Below are 13,300 nucleotides of genomic sequence, written 5' to 3' on the forward strand. Positions count from 1 at the left end.
TGCGTGGGCGTCGCTCGTGGTAGGTGAGCTGACCTAGGCAATATCTCACCATACGAGGTCCCAAGACACCAATGACATCCTGGATGTCTTGGGGGCCTCTCTAGGTGTCGCAGACTATTGGTGGGGGTGTGACGCACTTTACAGAACTCTGGGTCAGCGTACGCCATCTTGCAGCCCTCTTAGACATAAGGAGGGTTCTCCCGCACTTTGCGTGCTGTTTGCGCGGTCGCTTGTAGCGCAGAGTATTGAATGTGTTTGGTATTTCAGGCTGCAGGCCGCTCTCGCCGTAGCTCGTGCACGTCGCCAGCAACGACCCCGACATTTGCAAAATCTCTCAAGAGATTACCGGGCGTGTGTCGGTCCGGACAGCACGCAAAGTGCGGGAGAACCATAAGGAGGATGTCATGAGGGCACCTGACCATCACCTTCAGAACGATCACGGGCTTGAGGCACCGCGCTTTTCTTTGCCCATCGCTTTCCTTCTGGTCATTGGGTCCATCAACGTTGCAGCCACTGTTTTCTCGCTGCTTGCAGCTTGAGGGTGATGGATTGTTCTAGAGAAGGGGTGAGTACGCTATGGGCCTCCTGTGCCCATCGATGATTATGTCACCCTTGGGTTATCACTATCTTGTCGAGCCAACTCGTGAGTTGCTCCAGACGGTAACCCTCACCATAGCCCATGCCCACAGTCTTGGTGTCCCAGCCACCAATGACATCCCGGATTAAATTTGAGCCTTCTCAATCATCGAAGAACAGCCAAGGCGGATCAGTCTTGCATATATATCCAACAGGGCATTGTGGAGTGTCAGCAGACGGCACCCAGGCTGGCCAAACCCACTCACCTACAAGGCAGAACTCTTGGCCACTGACGTATCGATCATAGGTGTAACGCCCAGTACTCAGCACGATGGCTCCTCGGCTGGCAACCAGATGCCTAGCTTGGCTGCAACTCATTGTCGGCGTTAGGGGCCTTGGCTGCCCTAAGGCTCCAGTAGCGATCGCGACTAAGGCGACGAAGGTTAGGATCAACCTATTCATAGGGATCACCACGTCTTGCAGCGGCGGCACACAAGGCTGCTCATAGTTTGAATTGGCTTCGGCAAACTGGCCGTCAAGGACGTAAACTCATGATCAGATCCATCAGGAGGATGCTGAAACGTTGATCGACGATCACACAGAACTCTCACACATTGCGACAACGAGCTGCATGAGCTTCGGAGGATGATTGTTGATTGAAAGCCTTGGGTTTCCTAGGGAAACGAGGCATACCCAGGTGGCGGAATTAATAGACGCACTGCTTTCAGGTAGCAGCGGGTAACACCGTGGAGGTACTCTCCTGGGCACCAACCCTTCTCTAAGGGTTGATCTGCAGAGAAATCCAAAGCGATCGAGCTTTGAAGCTCCCCGATGGGCGAATGGCTCGTTGTGTTCGATTCCGGCCCTTCCTCTTCAATTCGGACACATTCAACGTGAGAGAATGGGCCTGATCTCCTGAAGATTCTCGATGGTATGCTCCAGGTGGCGGCGGAGCGCCTGTGAGGCGTCGTGGTTCCTGCCGCGCTCCAGCAGGTCGAGGATCTGAAGGTGTTCCTCGCATTGCTGGCGATAGCGCTTGCGGTCGATCATCGAGCGATAGGAGAGCAGGCGGCGCACGCGGTTGATGCGCCGAACCGCTTCCAGGAAGAACGGATTGCCGGAGGCACCGATGATGGCCTCGTGAAATCGCACGCCGCGTTCATGGAGAGCGTCAGCGCTATCCGTCTCGATGGCGCCATTGAGAAGCCGAAGCTCTGCCTCGCGACAGCGTTCTGCCGTCTCGGGATCGAGATGGTAGGTAGGCTCCAGCAAGGCGGCGGGTTCGAGAGCGAGGCGGACCCGATAGGTCTGCTCCAGGCTCTCGGGAGTCGTCAGCATGGGAGAGAAGGACCAGCCGTAGCCGGGGCGGCGCTCGGCCCATCCCTCCTGGGCAATCCGGCTCAAGACCATGTTCAGCTGCGCCTTCGTGACCCCGTAGGTTTCTTTGAGATAGGCCTCGGAAGCCGGGTCGGGCAGGCGGCCATGAAGATGATCTTCGGCGATCCTGAAATAGATCTCGGAGGTGTCGTCCCGTTTGGCCAGCCCGAGGGCCTCCGCCGACGGAGTCTTCGCATCGGAAACGAAATAGCCGCGGTTGCGCTCATGGACGAGGACGCCCTTGGCCGCGAGGAGCTGCAGGGCCTGTCCTACGGGAAAGCGGGAGACGCTGAACCGCTCCGCCAGTTCCTGGGCGGTGATATGGGCCCCGACAGCCAGTCCCGATCCCCGGATATGATCGAAGATCTGCGCGGCGAGCCCGTCGGTCATCTCCCGCTTGCTGCCGGCTGCACGTTCACTGACTGGGACACTCATCGAAGAAGCCTGACCTCGCCACGGGAAATCACTTTGTCTCTTAAGCGATTTCCCGCGGTATAGCACCGGGAGACCGAAAATCGATCTCCCGGCCAGTCGTTATCAGGACTTCACGAGGCCGATCGACTTCAGGACGTCGCCGACGCGGGTCTGCTCCTCCTTCAGGAAGGCTTCGAACGGCGCACCCGCCAGATAGAAATCCTCCCAGCCGCGCTGCTTCAGGATCTCGGCCCATTCCTTCGACTTGACCAGCTTATCGATGGTCTCGGCATGGGCCTTCTTCTGGTCCGCCGTGATGGCCGGAGGCGCCATGATGGCGCGCCAGTTCACGACCTCCACGTCCATGCCCTGCTCCTTCAGGGTGGGAACATCGGCGCCGGTCAGCCGCTTGCCGGACGAGAGGGCGAGCGCCCGCAGCTTGCCGGCCTTGATCTGGCTCTCGAACTCGCCGTAGCCGGAGACGCCGGCCGTCACGCGTCCACCGAGCATGGCCGCGAGAGCCTCGCCGCCGCCCGAGAAGGCGATGTAGTTGACCTTCGCAGGATCGGAGCCGGCCGCCTTGGTGAACAGGGCTGCGAGGATGTGATCCGCGCCGCCAGCGGAGCCGCCAGCCCAGGTCACTTTGGCAGGATCGGCTTTCGCTGCGGCCGCGAGCTCCTGAACGTTCTTGATCGGCGAATTCGCCGGCACGACGATGACGAGCGGATCGCCCGTGAGACGCGCGATCGGCGTGACCTGATCGAGGCCGACCGGCGACTTGTTGCTGAGGATCGCGCCGATCATGGTGATGCCGTTGACCATGAGCTGGTTCGGATCGCCTTTTCCGTTGTTGACGAACTGCGCGAGACCAATGGTGCCGCCGGCGCCGGTGACGTTGGTGACCTGAACGCTCTTGGCGAGACCTGTCTGCGTGAGCACCTGCTGGATCGAGCGGGCGGCGGAGTCCCAGCCCCCGCCGGGGCCTGCCGGCGCCATGATCTTCAGTTCCTGCTGCGCGAAGGCCGATGACGCGACAAGTGTGAGAGCGGCAATGGCGGCGCCGCGGATCGTCTTGGTGAAGTGGCTCACGAGTTCCTCCCTTAAGGTTGCGTGAGATGGTGAACGCGAAGCGGCTTTTGCCGCTCAGCGTCTGGTATTCGGCGAAGCCTCTCGCCGGGAGCTTTCACCGGTGCCGGTGAATTCAGGTGCAGGCATCTCGCGGCTTGTGGCCTCCGCGTTGACGACACGCTGCAGGATGAGGGGGATGATGCCGCCGCTGCGTAGGATCTCGACCTCGAGGCCGGTCTCGATGGCAGCGGTGGCAACGAATGCTTCGCGTACACCGGATGCGCGCTGGATCGTGACGGGCACAGCGCAGCGAGGGCTGATTGTCGCTGCATCAGCATCGATGAGGATCTGATCGCCAGGGTGCAGGTGCAGATCGTTCGGATGCCGCTCTGCAGACAGGCGGAGAGGCAGGATGCCCATGCCGATCAGGTTCGAGCGATGGATGCGCTCGAAGCTCGAGGCCAACACCGCGCGCGCGCCGAGAAGCGCCACGCCCTTCGCCGCCCAATCGCGCGACGATCCCATGCCGTAGCGCTCTCCCGCCACGACGACGACGGAGGCATTCTCGCTGGCATAGCGCTCGGCGGCGCGCCACAGGGGCAGGTGCTCGTCCGTTCCGACATGAATCGTGAAGCCCGGCGCGATCTGCGGATCGAGCAGGTTGCGCACGGACTTGTTGGTGAACAGGCCACGGACCATCGCCTCCCAATTGCCGCGGCGCGCCGCGAAGACGTTCAGGTCGCGCCGGTTCTCGCCGCGCTCGATGAGATATTCGGCGGCCTCGCCCGTTTGCGGAACCTGCCCCGCCGGCGAGATGTGGTCGGTGGTGATGTCGTCGCCGAGCACGAGCAGCGGATGCGCCGCGTAAGCTCCGAGCAGCGTGCCCTTGCCGAACCCTGCGAAGGGTGGACGGCGGATATAGGTCGAGGCCGGATTCCAGGGAAAGAGATCGGTGGCAGGCGCATCGAGCACCCGCCATGTCTCGCTGGCCTCGGCCTCGTCGTACGAGGTCTCGTAATCGCCTGCATCAATGGCCATCGCGAGTGCTGCATCGATCTCGCCGCCGCTTGGCCAGAGATCGGTGAGTCTGATCTCCTCGCCGGACGACGCGCGCCCGATGGGATCGGTCAGGATGTTGCGGTTCACGTCGCCCGCAAGGGCAAAGGCGACGACGAGAGGAGGCGAGGCCAGGAAGCCTGCTTCGAGCTGCGGGTGAACGCGTCCCGGAAAGTTGCGGTTGCCGGACAGAACGGCGACGGGAAGGATGCCGCGCTCCGTCATGGCTTGCTCGACCACGGCAGGCAGCGGACCGGAATTGCCGATGCAGGTGGTGCAGCCATAGCCGACGATGCCGAAGCCGACCGCCTCAAGATCCTCCAGCAATCCGGCGCGGCGCAGATAGCGTTCGGCTGTCGGCGAGCCCGGCGCGAGCGATGTTTTTACCCAGGCTGGCGGCGTGAGGCCGAAGCTTCGCGCCTTGCGGGCGACGAGGCCCGCGGCGACCAGGAGCCTCGGATCGGACGTGTTGGTGCAACTCGTGATCGCCGCGATAGCCACGGACCCGTTGCCCAGTTGACCATCCGAGATCGGACGGCCCGCGAGCATGGGAGCAAGAGCTTCGACAGTCTTACCTGCTGGAATGCGGTCCTGCGGTCGGCGCGGCCCAGCGAGGCTGACTTCGACCTCGCCGAGATCGATCTCGATCGTGTCCGTGAAGCGCGGAGACGCTTTAGGATCAAACCAGAGACCCTGCCGCTTGGCATAGTCTTCCACGAGACGGATGTGATCGGCGCTGCGGCCTGTTTCGCGCAAATAGCGCAGCGTCTGATCGTCGATGGGAAAGAAGCCGGAATTGGCCCCGAATTCCGGAGTCATGTTGGCGATGACGGCACGGTCACCCGCGGAGAGCGTCGAGACACCCTCACCATAGAACTCGACGAAGCGGTCGGCGAGATCGATGCGACGGAGGCGCTCGGTGACCGTCAATGCCAGATCGGTTGCGAGTACACCGTGACGTAAATACCCCCTGAGACGCACGCCGACGATATCCGGTACGCGGATCATCACCGGCATGCCGAAGAACACGCTCTCGGCTTCCAGTCCGCCGACGCCCCAGCCGAGCACCCCGATGCCGTTGATCATCGGCGTGTGGCTGTCGGTGCCGATCAGGGTGTCCGGCATGGCCCAGGACACACCGTCCTTCTCGGAGGTGGTGACGACACTCGCCAGGCGCTCGAGGTTGAGCGTGTGCATGATGCCGGTGCCGGGCGGATGGACGCGGAACCCGGTGAGCGCGCGCGTCGCCCATTTCATGAAGCGGTAGCGCTCGGCGTTGCGTCCATATTCGCGCTCCATGTTGCGCCGAAGCGCATCGGGTGAGCCGAACACGTCGACGCCGAGGGAATGATCGGTCGAAACGTTGACGGGCAGGACGGGACTGAGCCGGCTCGGGTCGTGTCCGGCCTCGGCGAGGGAAGCCCGCATACCGGCAATGTCGACCAATGCTGGACCGCAGGTGGTGTCGTGCATCATGACGCGGCCGGGCAGAAAGGGAATCTCTTCCTCGCTGCGTCCGGTTTCCAGCCAGTCCAGGATCGCGGCCCTGGCCCGCGGCGCATCCTCGCCTGCGTTGCGCAGCACGTTCTCCAGCATGATCCGCAGGATATGCGGCATGCGTTCGAGGTCGCCTCCAATCGCCGCCGGGAGGTCGACGATACGAAGCCGCCGCCCATTGACGTCCATGGTCGATACGCCGGCTCGGATTTCCGATCTGTGGATCATGGGTAGATATTGCATAATGAAATTTTGAAATGCAAATAGTTTTTTGCATTTTATTGATTCAATATGCCAACCGGATTCGCCGTACGCGCCCCCAAGCTGGGTGTCGCATCAATGCTGTCGTGCAAGAGATCTCAAAAAATCCCTCGTAAACCACTGATTTTATTATGAATATGAGCGCTTTGGCACCGTGCCGACAAGGCGCTATCCCTTCCTGAGGGTCTGATGCGAAGCTTGAAGAAGGCTCAGCAACAGCACATCGCGCCGACCGTTAAGCTGGCGTTCCTAGCCTTGGTAGAACTGCGGATGCCGTTTTTCGAAGGCGCGGACCGTTGGTCCGCGCCTGACAATGCTCCAGAGCAATTCCTGGACAACCAGACCGATGACCGGGTACGGGTGCCTGACCTTGCAGCCGTCTTGACGCCCGCCGTCAGGTTCGCCGTCCGAGCACCATGTAGGCAGCGGCCGTCCAGGAGAAGGTGTCTCCGCCAAGACCCTCTCCTGTCGTCGGATCGAAATATTCGCAGAAACCTGCCTTCTCGATGGCTCGCACGGTTCCGCGCTCGATCCGCCGCGCAAGTTCCTCGGACCCATTCAGGCGCAGGCCGTCCGAGATAAGCCAGTTGACGACGGCCCAGACGGGGCCGCGCCAATAGCGCTTCGGCTCAAAAGATGGCGAGAAGGACGGCGTCGAGGGAACGCCGACGACCATGCCGGACAGCCAGCGTTCGATCTCCGCCGTGATCGCCTTCCGCTTCGGCTCATCGAGTGTCAAGGCGACGAGGGGTATGAAAGCAGCCTGCGTCGGCGCCTCGATGTCCTGTCCTGAGATCAGGTCGAGATTGACGAAACGCGACAGCTCCGGCCGCCAGCGGCTGGCAAGACCGTCAAGGAGCTTTTCGTGCATGCGGGCGAGCTCCGCCTTCTCCTCGCTCGTTCCAAAAGTTTCGGCCAGATGCATGAGATCGGCCGTCGCGCGTGCGAGAATGCCGGTCATCTGCACATCGGCGACCTTGAAGGGCGCGGCAGCCCATTGCCGCTTCGGATCCCAGCCGCAATCCCGATAGGTATCGACGAGATGGATGAAGCGCTGGTAATCCTCGTCGCGCGGGCGCATGGAGGCATCCACGTGACCCGTGTCCTTGCGCCGGATCGCGGTCGTCGTGGTCGTGGGCACGCGGGCGAGCGCCGCGTCCCAGGCCGGCGAGTTGTCGCTGCCGCTCTCCCAGGGATGGAGGATCGAGACGACGCCAAGTCCTTCCGGATCGCGCGCCGAGATCCACCAGCGATGCGAGCGCAGAGCGGCCTGGAACAGGGCCTTGGTGCGCTCCGTCGCGTTGGTCATGCCGCTGGCGACAGCAGCCTCGTGCACATGGCGCAGGGCCATGCCGAAGACCGCGGGCTGCGTGATGCCGGAGGTCGGCACGCGATGCCGCGTGCCCCACACATCGGGACCGGGAAAATAGGTGTCGCTCGGCGCGTGGAACACGATATGCGGGATCATGCCGTCGTCCCACTGGCCCTCGATCAAGCGCTCAAGCTCGCGATAGGCGCGGTCCACGTCGAAGAGGGCAAAGCCCATGGCCACGAAGGCGGAATCCCAGTTCCACTGGAACGGATAGAGCCGGTCGGTCGGGACCGTGTAACCACCGCGATCGTTGCGCGCGAGAATGGTGCGCGCGGCTTCTTCCTTCGGAAGCATGGTCATTTGAAAAATTCCTTTAATTCAAACCCGGGCGAGCGCCCGCCCGGTGGTGCTGTCGATCCAGGTCACGCGCGCGGGATCGACATTCAGGCCCACGCGCTCGCCGGCGTTCACTTTTGCCGTCGGCGGCGCGACGATGCGGGCGAGCTGGCCGTCGATGGCACCAGTGAGGAGCAGGTGCGAGCCCATCGGCTCCACGACGCGCACATCGAAGGGAATGCCGGAGCCGTTGGGGCTCAAGCTCGCATCCTCGCCGCGCAGTCCGAGTTCCATGTCCTTGCCTGTCGATGGGCATGGCAGCGCGGCCTCGCCGATCCTCGCTGTGCCATGGCTGCACTGGACCTTGATGAAGTTCATGGGTGGCGATCCGATAAAGCCGCCGACGAAGCGGGTCGCGGGCGTGGCGTAAATCTCGAGCGGCGAACCGATCTGATCGATCTTGCCGCCATACATCACGGCGATGCGGTCGGCGAGGCCCATGGCCTCGGTCTGGTCGTGCGTCACGTAGATCGTCGTGGTTCCGGCTTCGCGCAGCACCGCCTTCAGTTCCGTGCGCATTTCAAGACGCAGGAGTGCATCGAGATTGGAGAGCGGCTCGTCCATGAGCAGCACGGCTGGCTCGACGGCAAGCGCGCGGGCCACCGCCACGCGCTGACGCTGGCCGCCCGAGAGCTTGGCCGGATAGCGGTCGAGATAGGTTTCGATGTGGAGCAAGGCCGCCGCGCGCTCGACCTTGCGCTTCACGTCTGCGGCAGAGGCCTTCTGCATCCGCAGGCCGAAAGCGACGTTCTCGAACACGGTCATGTGTGGGAAGACGGCGTAGTTCTGGAACACCATCGCGAGCCCGCGCTTGCGCGGTGCGAGGTCGCTCACATCCTGCCCGCCGATCACGACGCGGCCAGAGGTCTGCGTCTCGAGGCCGGCGATGATGCGCAAAAGCGTGGTCTTGCCGCAGCCCGAGGGGCCGAGCAGGGCCACGAACTCGCCGTCATTCACGGTGAGCGAGACCTCCTGCAGGGCGCGGAAGGAGCCGAATTCCTTGACGACGCGATCGATGACGATGTCAGCCATGACGTGTTCCGTTACTTGCTGGCAATGCCCCACACCGCGAACAGGTATCGCCTGACGGCGAAGATGAAGAGCACGGAGGGGATGATGAGGATGAAGCCGCCGGCGAAGCGGTAATGCAGCGGGCTCTCGGCGAGAATCCGGAGCAGATAGGCGGTGAGTGTCCGTTCGCGCACGGTGAGGATCGAGGCGGCGAAAACCTCGTTCCAGGAGATCACGAAGGCGAAGATCGCGGTTGCGGCAAGGCCCGGCAGGGCCAGCGGCAGGATCACCTTCATGAAGGCCTGGAAGCGCGTGCAACCGAAGACCCAGGCCGCTTCCTCGTATTCGCGCGGGATGCCCATGAACAGGCTCTGCGTGACGAGCGCCGCGAAGGGCAGTGCCAGCACCGTATGGATCAGCGAGACGCCGAAGGGCGTATCGTAGAGTCCTAAGCGAATGAACGAGACGGTGAGCGGCAGCGCCAGGATGGCGAGTGGGAAGGCGCGGGTGAGGAGAACGAGCAGCCGATAGGCGTTCTGTCCGCGGAAGGTATAGCGCGCCAGCGCATAGCCCGCGGGAGCACCGAGCGCGATGGAGAACACCACCGTCAGTCCCGCCGCGATGAGCGAGTTAACGAGGGCATTGAACACGCCCTCGATGGCGAGGAACTGGCTCATGGCCGCGAAGGACAGGTCCGTGGGCCAGATCGATTTCGGCCAGCGGAACACGCCAAGCCTTCCACCGAAGGCGCCGAGCGCGACGAGATAGATCGGCACCAGCACCCAGGCGATCAGCACCGCAAGGCCGGTCCAGAGAAGCAGGCGGCGCGCGGAGGGAAGCGCCATGCTGCGTCTCGTCGAGGTGGATTTCAGTTCGGCCGCGCTGCTTGTCATGGGAGTTGCTCCGGACGCGTTCTCAGCACGCGCAGATAGACCGCGGTGGCGGCGAGCGAGATCGCCATGATGAGAACCGCATAGGCCGCGGCCACGCCGTAATTCTGGTTGTCGTTCTGCCAGACATAGGCCTCGCCGGCGAGAACCGGGAAGTTGCGCCCGCCGAGCGCGTACACGACGGCGAAGACCTCGAAGGCGAGCACCGTGCGCAGGATCAGCGCCGATTGCAGGCTGGGTTTCAGGAGTGGCAGGGTGATCTTCGTGAAGCGCGTCCAGGGCTTCGCGCCGAAGATCTCGGCGGCTTCCGCAAATTCCTTCGGGATCAGCTGCAGGCCAGCGATCAGGATCACCAGCACGATGGCCGTGGCGCGCCAGAGTTCGGCCAGAACGATGGCGAAGAACAGGGCGACCGGCGTTTCCTGCGAGAGCCAGCCGACGGGCCCCTGGATGAGCCCGAGCGCATAGAGCGCGGAGTTGAGATAGCCGGTGTTCTGCAAAAGCGCAAGCCAGGCAAGGCCGGCGGCGAGGTCCGAGATGCCGAGCGGAATGGTGAGCACCCACAAGACGAGATCGCGGCCCTTATCGAGTTTCGTCACCATGGTGGCCATGCCGAGCGCCAGCACGACTTGGAGCGGCACAACCACGAGGGTGAGCAGGAACGTGTTCTTCACGGCGAGCGCAAAATTCAGGTCGCCGGCCATGCGCCGGTAATTCTCCAGCGACAGGCCATCTCCCGCCGAGACCGACAGCCACACCGTCTGCACCAGCGGTACGAGAAACAGCGCGGCGAGAAAAACGACCGATGGCGCGATCAGCGCATAGGGAATCCAGGATGTGCGCGCAGGCATGGAAAGCCGCTCCACTCGCGATGGATGGGCCCGGCGAAACGCGTTCCGCCGGGCTTTTGCTGTTTTACTGAACGGCGCAGGCGCCCTGGCTCGGCTTGTCGGGGGCCCAGCAGGGTGCGCCGGTTTCCTTCATGAGCGCATCGAGCACTTTCGCCTGGGCTTCGAGCACGTCCTTCACAGGCTCGTTGCGCAGCACGATGCGCTGGAACGAGTCCATATAGACCTTGTTGAACTCGCCGCCCTTGGCGCCGAGGCCGACGGGCAGGAGCGAGACGAGCGCATCCTTCGCATTCTGCGTTGCATCGACCGCGCCGGCGAGCAGCTTGATGCCAGGCGCCAGATCCGGCGGCAGCTGGGCCTTTACGACCGGGAAGAAGCCGACTTCGGCGGCCGTCGCCAGCTGCGTCGCGGGCTTCGTCATGTGCTCGATCACCGCCACGGCGCCTGCGCGGTTCGGCGCATCCTTCGGAATGGCGAGGCCGGCGATCACAGGCATGTAGCCGCGCCCCTTCGGACCGGCGGGCGCCGGGAAAGCGACGAACTGGTCGGGCTGCAGGGTGAGCGCTTCCTTCACGCGGGCAATATGGTCCCACGCGACCCAGACTTCACCCGCGAGCAGCGGCTCTTGCATGAAGTTGTAGTTGGTGGAATTGGGATTTGACACCGCCCAGATCTCTTTCAGGGCATTCCATCCGGCTTCCGCATCGGCCGACTTGAAGGTCGTCACCACGCCGCCGGTGAAGGAGGGATAGAAATAGCCCTGGAAGAAGCGCGGCAAGAGGCCCGTCGGGCCGGCCGGGAAACCGAGGCGGCGCTGGCCGGTCTTGTCGACGATGTTCTTGCCCCATTGCTGCAGCTGCGCATAGGTGAGGTTGTTCACGTCTGCACCTGCCGGCAGGTATTGCAGCGCCTGCTTATTGGCGACCATCACGTAGGTGGCCTGCATCCACGGGATGTATTGCTGCTGGTTCGTTCCGAGCTTGCCGAGATCCATCAGGCTCGCCGGAATGCCGCGATCGGTCAGCTTCGCCGCGACATCGTCGACGGGCTGGAGATCGGCCGGCACGTGCGGCTGCAATTCGCCGTGAAGCGCGCCGACGACGCTCGCCGTGCGCTTGCCTGCCTGCGTTTCCGCCTTCATGCGAACCGCGAAGGCAGGCGGTTCATCGACGACGTATGTGACCTTGCCGGGCAATCCCTTCAGCAGGACCTCGCGGACTTTCGTCGCTTCCTCGATGGGACGAAGCTGTGTCGAGTAGAAAATCGTTTCTTGCGCCTGAGCGATCGTGAGCCCTCCGAAAAGGGCAGCCGCGGCGGCAATGGCGCGAAGCGATACCGGATGCGTCATTTCCTTCCTCCATCGGTCCCTTCTTAGTGCCGCTCGACCCGGGGCCGGAAAGGTCGAGGGCATCAGGCTCAGTTCGTCGTTCCGTGAGTGGCCCTCGGAACCTGCCGAACCGGCAGAATGGTTTGCAGCTCGCGGGCATCGCGTCCGCCAAGCCGCGCAATCAGCATCTCAGCCAGCTGCCGGCCGACATCGGGCGCGGCGATCTCCATGCTCGACAGCGGTGGGTCCGTGAATGCAGCGGACGGCAGATTATCGTGACCGATCACGGCTATATCGCGCCCGGCAGCAAGGCCGCGCTCCTTGAGCGCGCTCAAAGCGCCGATCGCCATGCTGTCGGTCGCGCACAGAAGAGCCGTGGGAGGCGCATCCTGCTGCAAAAGCCATTGCGCGGCCTCGTAGCCGCCGGCTTCCGTCGGTTGCGCCGTATATTCGATTGGCTCCGAGTTCATCTCTTCAAGGGCAGCCAGCCAGCCCTTGCGGCGCAGATGAGCGAAAGTGAAGTCCTGCGGAGCCGCGATATGGGCGATGCGCCGGTGGCCGGAGGATGCAAGCTGTCGAGCGGCATCCCGGAAGCCGGCCTCTCCGTCGCCGTCGATGAAGGCGTGCTCTTCCGGCTGGGCGGTGCGGCCATGGGTGACGAAGGGAATGCCGCGCTCCTTCATGAAGGCGACCCGCTCGTCCTCAAGCCGCGTGCGCACGACGATCACCGCATCGGCGCGCCTTCCATCGAGGAGACGTCGGTAGGTGTCCATCTCGCCGGCGCGGCCGGCGGTTGGCAGCAGCATCAGGTCGAGCCCTTCCTCGGCAAGCCTCTGGCCGCAGGCAGCGAGCATGTTCAGGAAGATCGGAGGGCCGAAGCGCCCCGGCTCCGTCGGCAGGGTTACGGCCACCGCTTCGGCCCTGCGCCGGCGCAGGCTGCGCGCGGCCGGGTTCGGCCGGTAATTCATGGCCTGGGCTGCCGCTTGCACCCGCTCGCGGGTGGCCGGCGCCACGTCGGGGTAACCGTCGAGGGCGCGCGATACCGTCGTGATCGACAGGCCGAGCGATTGCGCAAGAATCTTCAGGTTCGACACAGGGTTCAAACTCTCCTGGTGCTCATAAATAGATCTCCAAAACGTTTTGGAAAGTCAACATTCCCAGATTAGGTCCTTGGTATAGGGTTCGGACGAATGGGGGTGCAGAGGGGGCCGGGCCTCAGTGCCTGGCCGGGAATGACGCCCCTCATCGCCGGGCTCATACCGAT

General features: G+C 63.3%; 9 protein-coding genes. All 9 read right to left on the minus strand.

The features are described from left to right. Positions 1-1,464: 1,464 nt before the first annotated feature. The gene (locus tag ACS5Q1_RS33640; RefSeq protein WP_473102291.1) at positions 1,465-2,388 is read right to left on the minus strand and encodes a GntR family transcriptional regulator; all 924 of its coding nucleotides are present in this window, start codon (positions 2,386-2,388) and stop codon (positions 1,465-1,467) included. A 102-nt stretch (positions 2,389-2,490) separates the two neighbouring features. Next, the gene (locus tag ACS5Q1_RS33645) at positions 2,491-3,456 is read right to left on the minus strand and encodes a Bug family tripartite tricarboxylate transporter substrate binding protein (RefSeq protein ID WP_473102292.1); all 966 of its coding nucleotides are present in this window, start codon (positions 3,454-3,456) and stop codon (positions 2,491-2,493) included. Positions 3,457-3,510: 54 nt separating this feature from the next. Beyond that, positions 3,511-6,216, minus strand: a complete 2,706-nt coding sequence (acnA, locus tag ACS5Q1_RS33650; RefSeq protein WP_473102293.1) for an aconitate hydratase AcnA — start codon at positions 6,214-6,216, stop codon at positions 3,511-3,513. A gap of 427 nt (positions 6,217-6,643) precedes the next feature. Then, entirely contained in the window at positions 6,644-7,921 is a 1,278-nt protein-coding gene (locus ACS5Q1_RS33655) for an MGH1-like glycoside hydrolase domain-containing protein (RefSeq protein WP_473102294.1), read from the minus strand. An 18-nt stretch (positions 7,922-7,939) separates the two neighbouring features. Further along, complete coding sequence (locus ACS5Q1_RS33660; RefSeq protein ID WP_473102295.1) at positions 7,940-8,989, minus strand: ABC transporter ATP-binding protein; 1,050 nt, start codon at positions 8,987-8,989, stop codon at positions 7,940-7,942. An 11-nt stretch (positions 8,990-9,000) separates the two neighbouring features. Continuing rightward, positions 9,001-9,813 carry a carbohydrate ABC transporter permease gene (locus ACS5Q1_RS33665; RefSeq protein WP_473102315.1) on the minus strand — a complete coding sequence of 271 codons (813 nt, stop codon included), beginning with the start codon at positions 9,811-9,813 and terminating at the stop codon, positions 9,001-9,003. Positions 9,814-9,857: 44 nt separating this feature from the next. Then, positions 9,858-10,709: a carbohydrate ABC transporter permease gene (locus ACS5Q1_RS33670; protein WP_473102296.1), complete on the minus strand. Its 852-nt coding sequence runs from the start codon at positions 10,707-10,709 to the stop codon at positions 9,858-9,860. A gap of 64 nt (positions 10,710-10,773) precedes the next feature. Then, entirely contained in the window at positions 10,774-12,057 is a 1,284-nt protein-coding gene (locus ACS5Q1_RS33675; protein WP_473102297.1) for an extracellular solute-binding protein, read from the minus strand. A gap of 68 nt (positions 12,058-12,125) precedes the next feature. Further along, positions 12,126-13,130, minus strand: a complete 1,005-nt coding sequence (locus ACS5Q1_RS33680) for a LacI family DNA-binding transcriptional regulator (RefSeq protein WP_473102298.1) — start codon at positions 13,128-13,130, stop codon at positions 12,126-12,128. Positions 13,131-13,300: the final 170 nt, after the last annotated feature.

Source organism: Microvirga sp. GN3, assembly GCF_055792825.1.